The 17,267-nt window shown below is 42.9% G+C and carries 11 protein-coding genes and 1 pseudogene; 4 read left to right on the forward strand and 8 right to left on the reverse strand.

The features are described from left to right. Positions 1–15: 15 nt before the first annotated feature. From HYN46_RS06475 to HYN46_RS06510, 8 genes and pseudogenes are all read right to left on the reverse strand, one after another. On the reverse strand, positions 16–804 hold the full coding sequence (locus tag HYN46_RS06475; RefSeq protein WP_114898613.1) for an enoyl-CoA hydratase-related protein: 789 nt from the start codon (positions 802–804) through the stop codon (positions 16–18). A gap of 83 nt (positions 805–887) precedes the next feature. Beyond that, positions 888–1,625 carry a tetratricopeptide repeat protein gene (locus HYN46_RS06480; RefSeq protein ID WP_162818103.1) on the reverse strand — a complete coding sequence of 246 codons (738 nt, stop codon included), beginning with the start codon at positions 1,623–1,625 and terminating at the stop codon, positions 888–890. Between the two features lie 181 nt (positions 1,626–1,806). After that, complete coding sequence (cysE, locus tag HYN46_RS06485) at positions 1,807–2,682, reverse strand: serine O-acetyltransferase (RefSeq protein WP_407640794.1); 876 nt, start codon at positions 2,680–2,682, stop codon at positions 1,807–1,809. A gap of 60 nt (positions 2,683–2,742) precedes the next feature. Beyond that, on the reverse strand, positions 2,743–3,603 hold the full coding sequence (locus tag HYN46_RS06490) for an RNA methyltransferase (protein ID WP_228254911.1): 861 nt from the start codon (positions 3,601–3,603) through the stop codon (positions 2,743–2,745). A gap of 71 nt (positions 3,604–3,674) precedes the next feature. Further along, positions 3,675–4,010: an Hpt domain-containing protein gene (locus tag HYN46_RS06495; protein ID WP_114898616.1), complete on the reverse strand. Its 336-nt coding sequence runs from the start codon at positions 4,008–4,010 to the stop codon at positions 3,675–3,677. 297 nt (positions 4,011–4,307) lie between these two features. Next, positions 4,308–7,802 (reverse strand): annotated as a pseudogene (dnaE, locus tag HYN46_RS06500) (DNA polymerase III subunit alpha); the annotation flags it as partial. Between the two features lie 565 nt (positions 7,803–8,367). After that, complete coding sequence (locus HYN46_RS06505) at positions 8,368–8,916, reverse strand: Lcl C-terminal domain-containing protein (RefSeq protein WP_114898618.1); 549 nt, start codon at positions 8,914–8,916, stop codon at positions 8,368–8,370. 205 nt (positions 8,917–9,121) lie between these two features. Continuing rightward, positions 9,122–10,339, reverse strand: coding sequence for a pyridoxal phosphate-dependent aminotransferase (locus HYN46_RS06510; RefSeq protein ID WP_114900656.1), 1,218 nt, complete (start codon positions 10,337–10,339; stop codon positions 9,122–9,124). 617 nt (positions 10,340–10,956) lie between these two features. On the opposite strand from HYN46_RS06510, the gene msrB reads away from it, so the two are divergent. The 4 genes from msrB (at position 10,957) to mfd (ending at position 17,171) form a co-directional block, all read left to right on the forward strand. Beyond that, positions 10,957–11,352 carry a peptide-methionine (R)-S-oxide reductase MsrB gene (gene msrB / locus HYN46_RS06515; protein WP_114898619.1) on the forward strand — a complete coding sequence of 132 codons (396 nt, stop codon included), beginning with the start codon at positions 10,957–10,959 and terminating at the stop codon, positions 11,350–11,352. Positions 11,353–11,413: 61 nt separating this feature from the next. Continuing rightward, positions 11,414–11,899, forward strand: a complete 486-nt coding sequence (locus HYN46_RS06520) for a glutathione peroxidase (RefSeq protein WP_114898620.1) — start codon at positions 11,414–11,416, stop codon at positions 11,897–11,899. 241 nt (positions 11,900–12,140) lie between these two features. Then, the gene (gene lysS / locus HYN46_RS06525; protein WP_114898621.1) at positions 12,141–13,703 is read left to right on the forward strand and encodes a lysine--tRNA ligase; all 1,563 of its coding nucleotides are present in this window, start codon (positions 12,141–12,143) and stop codon (positions 13,701–13,703) included. A 6-nt stretch (positions 13,704–13,709) separates the two neighbouring features. Then, positions 13,710–17,171, forward strand: a complete 3,462-nt coding sequence (gene mfd, locus HYN46_RS06530) for a transcription-repair coupling factor (RefSeq protein ID WP_114898622.1) — start codon at positions 13,710–13,712, stop codon at positions 17,169–17,171. Positions 17,172–17,267: the final 96 nt, after the last annotated feature.

The raw sequence follows: 17,267 nt of genomic DNA on the forward strand, positions 1-17,267 counted from the left end.
TTTCTAACGATATTCTTAATCAAACTGTCTAAAGTTTGGGGCGCGTTTTTCTTTAAAAGCCGTTAGGGCTTCTTTCATCTCTGGTGTTTTGACGCGCTGAACAAATTCAATGGCTTCTGAGTTAATACGTTCGACAACGGTTGTAGGAGCTGTATCACGCAGCATCGCCTTAGTAAGCTTGATTGAAGCAAGCGGCAATTGAGTAATGCGTACAGCTTTTTCACGTGCATATGCATAAACATCATCAGGAATGATTTGATTGACGAGTTTTGCATTTAGTGCAGCTTCTGCATTAAACGGTTCAGCCAAAAGTAAAAATTCAGCCGCTTTTAAATAGCCCGCGCGCTGAGGAAGCAGCAATGTTGAAGCGCCTTCAGGCGATAGCCCTAAACTTAAAAATGGCATTTGAAAGCGGGCAGTTGCATCGCAATAGACCAGATCTGCATGAAGCAATAACGTGGTACCAATCCCAACAGCAACGCCACGAACTGCAATGATCAAAGGCTTAGTCAACGATGTCGCTGCGCGAAGAACGCGGAACGGTGGCGCATCAATTCCTGAAGCAGGTGAGTTTGCAAAATCCTGTAGATCATTCCCTGCACTAAAATCCTGCTCCCCCCGGAGTAAGACGACACGTACAGCTGGATTTTGATCAGCCTCAAGAATCGCTTGTTCCAATGCTAAATAAAACTCACCGAAGAGCGCATTCTTTCGCTCTGGACGATTAAGGACGAGCTCTAGTATTCCATCTTGTATGGTTGCGTTGAGGTTTGGATGGGGTTGGGTGATACAAGTCAGGGACATAAAGCTTTCTCAATGAATAGTATAGAATTTCATATCTGGTATTGTACTACGCGTCTATCCAAAAACGCGTAGTACGGATCATTTTACCAAATTGAAGCTTTATCCGTTTTCACGGCATCTACCATCTCAGGTATACGTGCATCATCAGGTACTAGACGTTTATAGCTTTCTAATGCACTTAATGCTTTTGCTTTTTTATTGAGAGATAGATAAGCATTGGCGATAGACAGATAGGCTTCAGAGTAGCCACCCTTTGCTGCTTTGTTCAAATAAGGAATACCCTCATTCATACCGCCGCCTTCTGACAACAGAACACCAAACCAAAAATTTGTTTCAGGATCATTAGGCTTCATTTTCAGAGCGCGGCGCATAAAATTATTGGCGTTAGTGGTCGTGTCTTTGCCTACATCTAAATTACGTGCAAGTCCATTGGCTTTGAATCCTTGCAATAATTGTGCATGGGTCGCTTGGGGGTTATTTGCGATAACGTTGAGCGTTTCTGCCAGATCTTTTGCTTCAACTTCAGCGGCACGTCGTGCACGCTTATTGTCAAAGTGCGGTGGATAATGCTTTGCATATTTAGCAAGTAGCGCGATGCGACCATCATAATCGCTGCGATCAATCGCTTTAATTTGGAGTGCGAGCGGATCTTCATCAACAACCGGTGCTGCCGGGGGAATAAGTAGGTTACGATTATATTCGGCCGAAAGCGGGACATTATTTACAGGAATTGGCGGAGGGGTTTGCTGGCACGCACCCAGTGCAAATGCGGCAAGAATAGAGACACTAAGTAGGTGAGGTTTCAAAGTAAGTGGTCGCATATTTTCTAAGATCATCCCAATCAGAATTGAATTTATATAAGGGACTCTAAGCCCTGTAAAACTGTACGCACAGTTTGCATTTCACCCTGAAGACTATAGCGAAAAAAATCCAAATAACAACTTAAAAACCGTATCTAATGCGTATTAATTACAGCTATTTAGAATGTTGAACTGGTTATCTTTATGAGGATTTTTGTCTTCTTTTCATGGGTTTGGTTTGTGAAGTTGCACTGATATCTTGGATAATAGGCAAGTCATCAGCTTGGATGGGGTGATTCTTTTTATCACAGAAAGAAGGATTCAGTTCTTGCATCGTCTGACACATGGTATCGATTCTACGATCGGTTGACTGCATATGATTCAGTAATATGCGAAAGGCTTCAGCGACCGGGTCTGGTAGATTTGGAGCAATTGCATAGGGTTGGAAACCAATAGACTTTGCATAATCTATAATCGTATTTGGGTTTGCTTCTTGATCGGTATTGCCAAGTAAGGGGGAGGGTGACTTAGTCATTTTTTTTTCGACATAACGAGCTGGATTGCCTACGACCGTCACATCCGAAGGGACTGCTTTAGTAACCACGGCATTAGAGCCAATTTTAGCATTTTTACCTACAATGAACGGTCCTAAAATTTTAGCGCCAGCACCCACAACCACGCCATCCTCTAAAGTTGGATGACGTTTGCCTTTTTGCCAAGTGGTACCGCCAAGTGTTACACCATGATACAGCGTTACATCGTTACCAATTTCAGCGGTTTCTCCGATGACAACACCCATGCCGTGATCAATGAATAATCGACGGCCTATTTTTGCAGCAGGATGAATCTCGATACCAGTAAGAAAACGGTTGAAGAGGGATAGCCCTCGAGCCGTCGTTTTGAACTGATGCTGCCAAAGTTGATGCGCAGCACGGTGCATAAGAACCGCATGGATACCTGGATAGGTGAGCAAGACCTCAAGTGTATTACGAGCTGCGGGATCGCGATCAAATACGGCTTGAATGTCTTCTTGAAGCTGCTTAAACATCACGGGATGCCTGTGGGAATTGATCATTATCAATTCTAATATTTCTGCTATCGATATTGTTAATTTTTATATCGATATTTCGTTTTTTAATTAATGATCTGAAGTCTTCTCAGTTTTTTGTGCATCCGTCAACGATTGCGGAGGCCATGTTCCTTTACTGAGTGCTTGCACTCGACCAAAAATACCTCGAAGTAAATTATATTCCATCCGATCCAGTCGAATACGTCCAAATAAACGGCGTAAGCGTAAAGGGAGTAAGCGAGGATTGTTGGGATCCAGGAAGTCAATATTGGTCAGCATGGCCTCAAGGTGACTGTAAAATTGCTGCATCATGCTTTGATCGACTAGGGGTTCATCCCACGCCATATGGCCTAAGAGCGGCATCATATCTGTCGTGGTTTGCTGATCTATTTCAGGTAGGTTTTCTAAACTCAAGGCATGCATGCGCAATTCATAACAGATCACTTGAATGGCGGCAGCCACATTCAGTACGCCATATTCCTCATTAACTGGAATCGTCAAATGATATTGAGCTTGCGCTAGCTCCTCATTGGTTAACCCCCGATCTTCTCGGCCAAAAACAATCGCAATATTGCCGTTGACGGTTTCATCAATTGCAAGCTTAGTTGCAGCTCTAGCTTCAAGCAAAGGCCAAGGAATGGTACGACTTCGGGCACTGGTACCAAACACCAATACACAGTCTGAAAGTGCTTGTTCGAGTGTATCTACGATGGTTGCATTTTCAACAACATCTGCCGCCCCTGAAGCGAGTGCTATCGCATCGGGACTTGGAAAAATTTTGGGATTAACTAAGGTGAGTTGAGAGAGTCCCATGGTTTTCATGGCTCTAGCCGCTGCCCCAATGTTAGCGGGCAGGGTGGTGTTAACCATGACAATGCGAATACGATTTAATACTAAACGATGATCAATAACATTTTTTTCAGAAACCAAAACACAAACTCACTCAAAATCAAGGGAAATGGTTTTAATCGACTCGCATTTAAAACCATCGGAATAAGCTTTTATAGTAACTCACGCAGAGAACTATTTACTTTTTGCAACTCATCTTGAATTGCTTGAATAATAACATCACTATTTTTTAATTGACCGGCTTTGAATTCAATTTCTAGTTTTTGACAAAGTGTTCCGAGCTCTGTTGCACCGATATTTGCGATTTCACCTTTGAGTGAGTGAACTGCGGTTAAGCCCAATGCATTGTCATTTTGCTCATAAGCGGATTGAATTGTTTTCATATAGCTTTGGCTATCGTTGAGGTAACTACTTAAGAAGCCCTGAAAACCATCTTTTCCAAGTAAACTTTGAAGTTCATTAATTTGTGCGTTATTTGATATTGACATCACAGTTCTCGATTTATTGTCTATGAAATGATAAGTGTTCTTTGGGACGCACTAAATTAAAAAATTATTAATGACGTGTCTGCACACGAAAAAGACTTCGTGTGAAACTCCAGTTTTCATATGACATCCTGTCATTTTTAGATTATTTACTTGCTGTAAACTATACTCAAACTAATGCTTTTTTTAATTAAGGTAAATACTATCATCTGTTGATGACATAATTATTTACAATGTAAGAATTGGAATATGTCTACAGGGTATCACTTTATCTTAATTTGAATGTGCAGTGATTGTATTCTCAGTCGCATGTGTTTTACGTTGATAAACAATACTGACGGCATGCTTACCGAAGTGCTCACGGAGATGCTTCAGTAACTCATCTTCTGGTCGTACGTACCAGCGTTCACCTACACTGAGGGTGGCTTTCGCATAGGTATGATCAATCTGAAAATGAATGGGAATTCGTCTTTGTTCAGTGTTTTCTTGATTGAAAAGCGGCAATGTTTTCTGTAATTGTTGTACGAGGTCTTGATTCAAGCCTTTTGAAACGAGATCTAATACAATGGCCTCTGCACGTCTTGAGCGGATATCGTTCATTGTAAAGACTTTGCGCAAGCGTCCGATTGGGCGATCATATCCCTCCCGTTCACTGATTTCTCCCTCAATAACAACAATCGTTTCAGGTTTTAATATTTCTTTATAACGCATGAAATTTTCATGCTGACAATTAACATCAATACGTGCCGTACCATCATCTAAAGTAATGACAACTCGGTTTGGAAAATTTGCAACATCAATAACCAATCCTGCAAATATCGTTGTTACGCCGCGCTTAGTTGCTTCAATGTCTGCAAGTTTACATTTAATGAAATTTTTAAGTTCAGGATTATAGACGTCGATGGGATGTCCCGTGAGATAAAGACCTAAGGTATCTTTCTCACCTTTTAAGCGAACCTCATCAGACCATATGATTGATTTCGGTGGAGCTTTACGCGCAGGAACTTCAATTTCACCAAACAAATCAAAAATGCCGCTATCGAGATTTTGACGATTTTGTTCTGCTGCTTGCACTGCCTCTTCTAGTTGATCAGCAAGCACCGCACGATATTCACCTTTACTATTTTCGATTTTATTGGATGGGCATAAGCAATCTAATGCGCCTGATCGAATCAATGCCTCGAGTGTACGCTTATTGGCTTTTTTGAGGTCAATACGTTGGCAAAAGTCGAAAATATCTTTAAATTCGCCACCTTCTTTTCGCGCTTGCATGACTGATTCCATCGCAGCCTCACCAACACCCTTAATCGCGCCCAAACCATAAATGATCGTGCCTGAGTCCGATGCTCTGAAACGGTAATCAGACCAGTTTACCGAAGGAGGCAGGATCTTTAATCCGAGCTCGCGACAATCGCTGATCATGAAAACGATCGTATCGGTATTTTGCATTTCAGATGTGAGAACCGCAGCCATAAACTCGGCTGGATAGTGTGCTTTCAGCCATGCAGTATGATAGGAGAGGAGTGCATAGGCGGCGGCGTGAGATTTATTAAAGCCATAGCCCGCAAACTTCTCAATATAGTCAAATATTTCGTTTGCTTTTGCTTCATCAATCCCTTTGGTTGCAGCGCCTTCGACAAAGGTGACACGTTGCTTCACCATTTCTTCGGGTTTCTTCTTACCCATTGCTCGGCGCAGCAAATCTGCACCACCCAAAGAGTAACCCGCGCAAACCTGCGCGGCTTGCATAACCTGCTCTTGGTAGACCATCACGCCATAAGTAGGCTTGAGGACATCGGTGAGGAGCGGGTGCAGATATTCGAATTGTCCACCATGCATACGGTAGATAAAGTCTGGAATCAGGTCCATGGGACCTGGACGATAAAGTGCAACAAATGCAATAATTTCTTCAAATTTACTGGGTTTTGCTTCTTTGAGCATCCGTTTCATGCCACTACTTTCAAGCTGGAATACTGCGGTTGTTTTTGCATCCTGAAGAATTTTAAAGGCTTTTTTATCATCAAGCGCGATATGTTTGAGATCGAGTATCGGCTCATTGTTTTGTTGATTGCGTAAGTTGATCGCTTCAACGGCCTGGTCAATCACCGTTAAATTCCGCAGTCCCAAAAAGTCGAACTTAACAAGCCCTACTTTTTCAACGTCATCTTTATCAAACTGACTGACCCGTGAGCCTTCTTCATCACAATAGACTGCGGAGAAGTCGCTGATTTTGCTCGGTGCAATGAGCACGCCACCGGCATGCTTACCGACATTACGTGTAATGCCTTCCAGCTTGGTTGCCATTTCCCAGATTTCAGTCACATCATCATAGTCATTACCTGTTGGATTGGTGACTAAGTCTTTGAGTTGAGGCTCAACTTCTAGCGCTTCAGAAAGTGTTATGCCTGGTGGTTTGGAAGGAATTAGCGCTGAAATACGATTACCTAGTCCAAAGGCTTTACCCAGTACTCGAGTGACATCTCGTACTGCGCCTTTAGCGGCCATAGTTCCAAACGTAATGATCTGAGATACTGCTTCACGACCGTATGCTTGGGCAACATACTCGATCACACGGTCCCGACCGGCAATACAAAAGTCAATATCAAAGTCGGGCATGGATACCCGCTCAGGATTTAAGAAGCGTTCGAAGAGAAGATCATATTTCAGCGGATCAAGATCAGTAATACCCAGACTATATGCGACCAGAGACCCTGCACCCGATCCACGACCTGGTCCTACTGGGACGCCGTTATTTTTAGACCATCGAATAAAGTCCATAACGATCAAGAAATAACCGGGGAAGCCCATATCGTTAATGGTCTTGATCTCGAAATTTAAACGATCATCATAGACTTTGCGACGCTCGAGCCAGTTTTCATCGCGTTCGGACTCTGGGTAGAGCTCACCTAGTCGAATATTGAGCCCCTCTTGAGAGGTTTCTGCAAAGAACCTTGCAATGTCATAGCCTTCAGGAACAGGGAAGTCAGGTAAATAGTTTTTACCGAGCTCAATAGTCACCGTACAGCGTTTCGCAATTTCAATCGTATTTGCGATAGCTTCGGGTACATCCGCAAATAATGCGACCATTTGCTCGGTATTTTTAAAATACTGCTCACTGGAGTATTCGCGCGGGCGGCGCTCATCGGCTAGAACGTGACCACTTGAAATACAAACTCGGGCTTCATGGGCATCAAAATCATCTGTATGCAAGAAACGAACATCATTATGGGCAACCACTGGAATCTGTAAACGTTCTGCTAACTCAAGCACCGCGTCAACATAAGCGGCTTCACCTGGGCGGTCCGTGCGGGTGATTGCAAGATAAACGCGATCGCCAAAATGTTCACGCCATGCTTCAATAAGAGTTTCTGCACGCTCTGGTGTTGCACTTCTAAGAGCCTGGCCGACATCACTATATTGTCCCAATATAGCAATCAATCCGTTATTTTTATGAAAAATCCAATCTGTTTTGATCAGCGGTAGACCTAGACTTAGGCCCTCAATAAATCCTTGAGAAACAATTTCGGTCAAGTGGCGCCAGCCCACTTGATTCATGGCCAATAGTGTTACACGGCCTTGTGCGTCTTCAAGGCGTAATTCACTGCCTAAAATGGGTTTAATGCCTTTGTTGCGACAGCCTGTATAAAACTTTACAGCAGCATATAAATTGGATAAATCTGTAAGTGCAAGCGCAGGCATATTAAAGGCTGCAGCTTGTTTGACCAAGTCGCCAACGCGTGCAATCGAGTCCGTTATCGAGAATTCGCTATGCACACCAAGATGAATAAAAGTCATAACCGCTCCACGCCAACCACTTAAGCTTCCTTGTTATTAAGGAAAGCGAGATGATAACACGAGAGAATTCATCTATCCGATAGGATGGTGGAATGATCGTAATAAATGCTGAAAAAATGAATGCAGATTGGTTGAATAAAACCTAAGAGTTATTGATTTTATTTCTAAATTTATCGCCAGTGATTCATCGCATGCGGCTTAAAGTTAAAGAAGCAAGACCTATACTTACAGATCCTGCTCCATACGAATGTTTTGTGATCATAATGTATGATGTTATTGGACTTTGGGTGACTAATCGTAATAGCCATGATGATGGTGTCCAGGCGGGACAATAATACAACCACTTAAGAATAAGACAACCAGCATCGGTATGAGAATTTTTTTCATAATACACCTCTAGATTACGCTATAAAAAAAGCGAACTGATGTTATCGGTTCGCTTTTGAGTATAGGCCTGAAAATAGAGAAACTACTTGTTCAGCACAACACCATCACTTCATTACAATCTAAACCACATAGTGTGGAGAACGTGTAGAAAAATGATGGAGAGGGCATGATCATTGATTTAATCACGGCGAACGAGGAATGTGCGCAGTTCCCGTGATTTGTCTAAAGAGTCCCATTTGTCTGAATCGAGATCAACACCCCAAGCTAAGCTTCCTCCAAAATAGCTATAAGGCGTGGATGACCAATTCCAGCCGTAACCTTCTGTAGATTTAAAAAACCACGGTGCGTTACAGGCTTTTGCGGGGTTAGACATTTCTCTAAGTTTTAATGCTTTTAGTTCATACAAGGTCGGTAAGCGCCAGCCATATTTTCCAGCATATTTAACTTTACTGACTTCGTCTTTAGCATCTTTCCAGCTTAATTTAACAGGTTCACCTGTACACACGTCTCCTGCCCATTCCTGACCCAGTGCACAACGAGACCAGATCAATTGAGTGTTAGGGTCTTTCCACATACCTTGTGACGCAAGAGTGGGTTCGGTGGTTTCTGTTGGTGCTGCAGGGGCAGGGCAGTTAGCAGGTAGCTGTGCATCATCGGCAAGCGCCAAATTATTGGCTGATCCCAATGACACTACAACGAATAAAGCGCTTAACAATTTATTATACATATCATGCCCCCATGCTGATTTTTTCAATGATTGAAAAAAGAAAATTAGAAAAAAAACTTTGGATATATACTGCTCTAATTTAGAGAAACTGGCAATACATAACGTGATGCAATACTCATTTTTTAGATGGAAAGCATGGATGTTCGGAGCAGCTCTTTGCTGTAACGTATCTGCCCTCGATTTTGAGGGCAGATTACTTTGTTGTTTATCTACGGGTGGCTAAAAAACGACTAATTCGATTCATGGCTTCTTTCAATTCACTTTCTGCGGGTAAAAACACCACGCGGAAGTGATCAGGTGTGGGCCAATTGAAACCGGTGCCTTGGACGAGCAATACTTTTTCAGCCTTTAATAAATCAAGCATAAAGGCGGTGTCATCTTCTATGGGGTAAACATTAGGATCCAAACGCGGGAAGCAATACAGTGCGCCTTCTGGTTTCACACAAGAAACACCAGGGATTTCATTCAGCATTTGCCAAGCAATATTGCGCTGCTCATAAAAACGTCCGCCAGGGCGAATTAAGTCGTTAATACTTTGATAACCACCCAAAGCGGTTTGGATTGCATATTGCGCTTGAACATTGGCACATAAGCGCATGGAGGCCAGCATGTCTAAGCCTTCAATGTAATCACCCGCTTTGGATTTATTCCCAGAAATCAGCATCCACCCAGAGCGAAAGCCAGCTACGCGATGTGATTTTGAGAGTCCATTGAACGTCACACAGAGCAAATCGGGTGCGAGGGTAGCAACAGAGACCTGCTCAATTCCATCGTAGATAATCTTGTCATAGATTTCGTCCGCGAAAAGAATCAAATCATGTTTCCGTGCGAGATCGACAATCTGCTGCAGAATGTGTCTTGGATATACCGAACCTGTTGGATTGTTTGGGTTGATGATGACAATACCGCGAGTATGTGCAGTAATCTTCGATTCCATATCCGCAATATCAGGATACCAGTGATTTTCTTCATCGCATTTGTAATGAACAGCCTGTCCACCTGCTAGATTGACTGACGCCGTCCACAGTGGATAATCCGGCATTGGAATCAACATTTCATCGCCACTATTCAGTAAGGCTTGCATGGACATGACGATTAATTCAGAAACACCATTACCAATATAGACGTCATTGACGTTGACGGCTTCGGTCATCCCTTTTTGTTGGTAATACTGTAAGACTGCCTTACGGGCAGAGAATATTCCCTTAGAGTCGCTATAGCCAACTGCATTCGGAAGATTAAATGCGATATCAGATAAGATTTCTTGTGGTGCTTCAAAGCCAAATGGGGCAGGGTTGCCAATATTCAGTTTAATAATTTTATGCCCTTGTTCCTCCATCGCATTCGCCGCTTTAAGCAAAGGTCCTCGAATGTCATAGCAAACTTTGTCTAGTTTTGAAGATTTATTAATAGAACGTGACATGGTTGGTCTCTTTGTGTCAGAGGTGATAGAGGTTGCAGTTATTGAATTTGAATGACTGATTGTTTGTGGTATTTTTTTTTGTTGCTTTAGCTCATCAAGTTTGATTTCTATTTTTTTTCTAAGTTGATGTTTGTATGTCTGTGTTTCAGCATCATCTTCAGGATGAGCTGTAATATTTTGCATTAATAAGGTAGATAGTTCTAGGCTATCTATCTTTATGGTTCCTAGATTTTTGGACTTCGTTCTTTTTTTATCTGCATCATATCCAGCATATACAAGAACTTGAATGTGATTTTTTTTGTTAACAAAATACATGAAGCCCTCCGTAGAGCCTAGTAAAGCATCTAATTTCAGATAAAGTATCACGGTAGATAGTTAATATCAATCTCTAAATAGTCGGGACGATGGTTGCAAGCACAAATAGACAACACTATTTTGGTAGTTTGGAAGGGTCACTATCTGTCTAATTTTCTTGCTATCTATCTTTTGCGGTTTGTTTTCAAGGAGGTTCTCTGAATTAACCGATTTAACACACGCTTAGATTTGAATTTATGGCAAAGTTAACCAAAGCAATCTGAGTGTTTAGGCAATAGTTTTAATTTAATAGAGGTGCCCGTATGGCAATCCAGAAAACAGAGCAGGAGTGGAAGCAAGAGCTTTCGCCTGAAGACTTTCATATCTTACGTGAAAAAGGTACTGAGCCTGCATTTACAGGGATTTATTGGGATAATCATGCCGCAGGGATTTATCGTTGCAAGGCATGCAATGTCGAGCTGTTTGAATCTACCAGTAAATACGATTCAGGCTGTGGTTGGCCGAGCTTTACTCGTCCGTTTGATGAGCATGTTATTGATGAGCACGAAGACTTAAGTTTTGGTCGTGTTCGCACTGAGGTTACTTGCCATAATTGCGGCGGGCATCTTGGTCATGTGTTTCCTGATGGTCCACAAGATCAGGGCGGCTTGCGATATTGTATAAATTCAGCATCCATAAAACTGGATGAGGAAAAGTAATCAAGGTAAACTCTATGTGGTTAAGCTATTTCATTTAATGAAGTGAACAAGGACATTAAAAATGACAACCGTATATGATTTTAGTGCTGAAAAACTTGAAGGTGGTGAGCAGAGTCTTGCAGATTACAGGGGTAAAGTTCTATTGATTGTAAATACCGCAAGTAAGTGTGGATTTACTCCGCAGTTTGAGGGGTTAGAGCACGTATTCAAAGAATACCAAGATCGTGGTTTAGTAGTTTTGGGTTTCCCATGTAATCAGTTTGCCTCTCAAGATCCAGGTTCAAACACTGAAATCGGAGAGTTCTGCCAACGCAATTATGGTGTCAGCTTCCCGATGTTTGCCAAAGTTGATGTGAATGGCGATGACGCGCATCCACTCTATAAATACCTGACAAAAGAAGCGAAGGGCATTTTGGGTACTGAAGCTGTGAAGTGGAATTTTACCAAGTTTTTGGTTGGTAAGGACGGTAATGTGATTGACCGTTATGCGTCTACCACTAAACCTGAATCTATGGTTGGTGATATCGAAAAGGCATTAAGAGCCTAATTTCGCAGTTTAGTTTTAGCAATATAAAAATACCTGTGTTTACTCACGGGTATTTTTATATCAATCTGTTTCACGCAAACATTGCAGCAAATCTTTCTAGCCACATGAACCAGAGTCTTAAATCTGCTATCCTTGCCGTTTCGTTTTTTAATGATTTTAGTTTTACAGCTTAGCTTTAACAGTTTGATGAGCAAGTCAGTTTTATTTTTTCCGATTCATATAGATCAACACGAGACACACCATGACGCAGCAAGGGCAATTTCCAGCTAATTCCGAAAAATCAGTAACTACCGAACCTCAAGTTTCAGAAAATGAACTGATTGCCCAGCGTCATGCCAAGTTAAAAGCAATTCAAGAAAAAACTGCGCTGTCTGGTGGCAATGCATTTCCAAATACTTTTCGCCGCAACCATTATGCGCAGGATTTGCATGAGCAGTATGCTGATGTGACTCAGGAGCAATTCGCAGAGCAAGATAAAGTTGTGGTGCAACTGGCTGGTCGTGTGATGCTCAAGCGCGTCATGGGTAAAGCAAGCTTCCTTACCATTCAAGATATGAGTGGCCGCATCCAGCTTTATGTCTCTAAAAATGAGATTGACGAAGCGACCTATGATGACTTTAAAACATGGGATTTAGGCGATATCGTGGGTGTAGAGGGCTATGTATTTCGCACTAAAATGGGCGAATTGTCTGTTCATGCAACCCGCATTGAGCTCCTGACCAAATCGTTGCGCCCATTACCCGATAAGTTTCATGGTTTGAGTGATACCGAAGCAAAATACCGTGCACGTCATTTAGATCTCATCACCAATGATGAGACACGCAAGACTTTTATGATTCGCGCGCAAGTTATTGCGGGTATTCGTCAATTCTTGCTGAATGAGCGTTTCATGGAAGTAGAAACGCCGATGATGCATATTATTCCTGGCGGTGCTGCTGCACGTCCATTTGCAACTCATCATAATGCACTTGATATGCCGCTGTACTTGCGTATTGCACCTGAGCTTTATTTAAAGCGCTTGGTTGTTGGTGGTTTTGAGCGCGTGTTTGAGATCAATCGTAACTTCCGGAATGAGGGTGTTTCTACCCGTCATAATCCCGAATTCACCATGATTGAGTTTTATCAGGCGTATGCAGATTATAAGGACTTGATGAAACTGACTGAAGATATGCTTGAGCATTTGGCACTGCAGATTTTGGGCACGACTGATGTGCCATATCAAGGTGAAGTGTTCAGTTTCAAAGGCGAATATAAAAAGATTTCGATGGCTAATGCGATTTTGGAACATAATCCTGAAATCAATGCAGAGCAAGTGAATGACCGTGAGTTCTTGGCAAATTTTGTACAAACTGTACTCAAAGAAAAAGTTAAAGATGGTTTTGGTCTAGGGAAACTGCAAACAATCGTTTTCGAAGAGACCGTTGAAACTAAACTGCGTCAACCCACTTTCATTACGGAATATCCTGCGGAAACTTCGCCGTTGGCTCGTCGTAATGACCATAACCCGCATATCACAGACCGCTTTGAATTCTTCATTGGTGGGCGTGAGCTTGCAAATGGTTTCAGCGAGTTGAATGATCCGATTGATCAAGCGGAACGCTTCCGTCAACAAGTGGCAGAGAAAGATGCAGGTGATGATGAGGCGATGCATTTCGATGCTGACTTTGTTGAGGCGCTGGAATATGGCTTACCACCGACTGCGGGGCAAGGGATTGGGATTGATCGTTTGGTGATGCTATTTGCAGACGCTGCAAGTATCCGGGATGTGATTTTGTTCCCTCATATGAGACGTAAAGAAGGCTAATTTCCGATGACGCTTGCGGTATTGTCTGACCTTAATCAAATCACAGAAACACTTATTCAAATTCCCGCTGGTGAACGTCGCTGGCTAGGTAATTTGACGGGTGCTTTACCGTCACTGGTTCTTGCTGAACTGGTTCAGCGGACTACGAGTCTGGTTGTGATGGTTGCAAAAGACAGTGCTCAAGTCAGTCTGATTGATGAAGAGTTACGTTTTTTTGGCGTGACACCATATATTTTCCCTGACTGGGAAACACTACCTTATGATCGTCTTTCAGTTCATCAAAGTATTATTTCTGAGCGTTTATCTTTGCTGTCGAATATGCCTCAGCAAGGTGTGGTTTTAGTTGCAGCCACAACTCTGGCTCAACGTATTGCACCGCCAAAATGGTTATTGGGTCAGCACTTTGATATTCGTAAAGGTCAGAAGCTTAATTTTGAAAGTCAGCGTCAGCGATTAAGCCGTGCAGGGTATCGCGCGGTTGAAACCGTCTTTGAACCCGGAGAATATGCACTTCGTGGTAGCCTCATGGATATTTTCCCGATGGGGCAGACTCAACCCATTCGCATCGAGCTTTTTGATGATGAAGTGGAGTCGCTGCGGTTATTTGATGCTGAGACACAACGTACAACGACACATATTGAAAATTTTAGACTTTTACCCGCACAAGAGTTTCCGCTGATTGATGGGCGCGGTATGTTTCGTGAGCGTTTTGGAGACTTATTCCCTGATGCGAGTCCGAAGCGTATTCCCTTTTATCAGGATGTTTTAAATGGAGTATCTGCCCAAGGACTGGAGTATTACCAGCCCCTATTCTTTGCACGTGACGAGTTTATTGAAGGCGGGACTTTATTTGATTACCTTCCGGAATCTTCGCTGATTGTTTCTGATCAAGAAGTTGATCAAGTATTAGATCATTTCTGGGTGGATATTAATCAACGCTATGAAGATCGTCGCCACAATGCCGAGCTTCCGATATTACCCCCCAATGAATTATTTTTAACGGTCAATGAACTATTTGGCCGGCTTAAAGCATTTGGCCGACTGGTGCTATCCGAGCAGCCATTTAGCCCACGTCAGGGCACGTATAATGTCGAAGCGCATGTTCCCCCGTTATTACCAATTGATCATAAGAGTCAGTATCCATTACAAGCCTTGTCGAGCTTTGTCGGGACTTTTAAGGGGCGAGTATTAATCATTGCCGAAAGTGCAGGCCGACGTGAGACGCTCAAAGAGCTGATTAGCCCAGCGCTGGGGAAAATGCCCGTTGTTGAGAGCTTGGACGAGTTCTTAAATGGCAAAATGCCTATTGCGCTTGGCACGGCAGCCCTTGAACGCGGATTGTTGCTCGATAATCAGCTTGCTGTTATTGTTGAAAATCAACTATTTGGTCAACGGGTCATTCAGCGCCGTCGTCGTAAGGTCTCCGAAGTCTCCGAAGAATTTCTGGTAAAAAGTTTATCAGAATTGTCTATTGGTGCGCCTGTAGTTCATATCGATCATGGAGTTGGACGTTACGGTGGGTTGGTTGCCCTAGAAATCGATAATCAAACGCATGAGTTTGTGCAACTTGATTATGCGGATAATGCTAAGGTTTATGTTCCCGTTGCCAACTTGCAACTGATTAGCCGTTATAGCGGTGGTGATCCCGATCATGCGCCACTGCACAAACTAGGCACGGATACTTGGAATAAAGCCAAGCGTAAGGCATTAGAAAAAATCCACGATGTTGCTGCCGAATTGCTCAATATTCAAGCGCGTCGGCAAGCGCGAGAGGGGCATGCCTTTGTGGTTGATGAGCATGCCTACGACATCTTTTGTAGCCAATTTTCGTTTGAAGAAACCCCAGATCAGGCCAATGCGATCACGGCAACGCTGCATGACATGGCACAATCAAAACCTATGGATCGTTTGGTGTGCGGGGATGTTGGATTTGGTAAAACTGAAGTCGCTATGCGTGCGGCATTTGTTGCAGTTCATGGTGGAAAACAAGTCGCTGTATTGGTTCCAACGACTTTGCTTGCACAACAGCACTATGAGAACTTCGTAGATCGTTTTGTCGATTGGCCAGTGCGCATCGAAGTTTTATCGCGTTTTGGCAGTAAGAAAGACCATAATAAGATCCTAGCAGATCTTGCGGCCGGTCAGGTGGATATCATTATTGGCACCCATAAGCTGATTCAAGAGGGGGTAGAATTCCACGATCTAGGACTCATGATTGTTGATGAAGAACATCGTTTTGGGGTCCGGGATAAAGAAAAAATTAAAGCAATTCGCGCTGATGTGGATATGCTGACATTGACGGCTACACCGATCCCGCGAACGTTAAATATGGCTTTTTCAGGCATCCGTGATCTGTCTATTATTGCGACGCCACCTGCGCGTCGTCTCGCGGTTAAAACTTTTGTGCTAGAGAAAACCAGCGCAGCGCTGAAAGAAGCAATTTTGCGTGAGCTACTCCGTGGTGGACAAGTTTATTTCTTGCACAATGATGTTGATAGTATCGAGCGCGCGGCAACAGAACTACGGACATTGATTCCTGAAGCGCGTGTTGCCGTTGCTCATGGCCAAATGCGTGAGCGTGAACTTGAGCAGGTTATGCAAGCGTTCTATCACAAGCAAGCCAATATCTTGGTCTGCTCAACGATTATTGAGACCGGGATTGATGTCCCTAATGCCAATACCATCATTATTGAACGCGCAGATAAATTGGGCTTAGCACAATTGCATCAATTACGTGGACGTGTAGGTCGATCTCATCATCAAGCTTATGCTTACCTTATGGTGCCTTCGGTTAAAAATCTGAAAGGGGATGCTGAAAAGCGCCTTGATGCAATTCAGCGTGCATCGACGCTTGGTGCGGGATTCATTTTAGCGACTGAGGACTTGGAAATTCGTGGGGCAGGAGAGCTTCTCGGCGAAGAGCAAAGCGGCAATATGCAAGCCATCGGTTTTAGTTTGTATATGGATATGCTCGAACGTGCAACGAAAGCCATTCAAAATGGTAAAGCCCCAAATCTCGATGCACCGTTATCGTTGACCAGTGATATTAATTTAAATTTACCGGCTTTAATTCCAGATCAATACTTAGGCGATGTGCATCAGCGACTATTATTTTATAAGCGTATCAGTCATGTTTCTGATTCCGAATCACTCAATGAAATTCGCGTCGAAATGATGGACCGGTTTGGCATGTTACCAAATCAGGCACAAAATTTATTTCATGTCCATCGCTTAAGGATTCAGGCAGAAAAGCTGGGTATTGAGAAAATGGATTTTAATGCGAAAGGCGGCATTATTGAGTTCTCAACGGAAACACCTGTTGAGGCGATGACCATCATTAAAATTATTCAAGCTAAACCGAAATTTTTTAAGATGGAAGGTGGTCGCCGTTTGCGCGTGACAGCGAATCTTATCGATGAAAAAGAACGTTTAAACTTTGCAAAAGAGCTCCTTGAGCAAATGGGTTAATTTTTTTTCATAGTTCAGAAGATCTATGCAGTGTAGCCAAATCGTTGAAGAGAAAGTTTGAAGCCCCTCCTTTTTTAAGTAGGGGCTTTGCTTTAT

This window comes from Aquirhabdus parva (assembly GCF_003351745.1).
In the GTDB taxonomy this organism is placed as follows: domain Bacteria; phylum Pseudomonadota; class Gammaproteobacteria; order Pseudomonadales; family Moraxellaceae; genus Aquirhabdus; species Aquirhabdus parva.

Bases quoted from the DNA above. Each gene is read 5' to 3' on its own strand.
- HYN46_RS06475 (WP_114898613.1), bottom strand. From the start codon at position 804: ATGTCCCTGACTTGTATCACCCAACCCCATCCAAACCTCAACGCAACC.
- HYN46_RS06480 (WP_162818103.1), bottom strand. From the start codon at position 1,625: ATGCGACCACTTACTTTGAAACCTCACCTACTTAGTGTCTCTATTCTT.
- HYN46_RS06495 (WP_114898616.1), bottom strand. From the start codon at position 4,010: ATGTCAATATCAAATAACGCACAAATTAATGAACTTCAAAGTTTACTT.
- HYN46_RS06505 (WP_114898618.1), bottom strand. From the start codon at position 8,916: ATGTATAATAAATTGTTAAGCGCTTTATTCGTTGTAGTGTCATTGGGA.
- HYN46_RS06510 (WP_114900656.1), bottom strand. From the start codon at position 10,339: ATGTCACGTTCTATTAATAAATCTTCAAAACTAGACAAAGTTTGCTAT.
- msrB (WP_114898619.1), top strand. From the start codon at position 10,957: ATGGCAATCCAGAAAACAGAGCAGGAGTGGAAGCAAGAGCTTTCGCCT.
- HYN46_RS06520 (WP_114898620.1), top strand. From the start codon at position 11,414: ATGACAACCGTATATGATTTTAGTGCTGAAAAACTTGAAGGTGGTGAG.
- lysS (WP_114898621.1), top strand. From the start codon at position 12,141: ATGACGCAGCAAGGGCAATTTCCAGCTAATTCCGAAAAATCAGTAACT.
- mfd (WP_114898622.1), top strand. From the start codon at position 13,710: ATGACGCTTGCGGTATTGTCTGACCTTAATCAAATCACAGAAACACTT.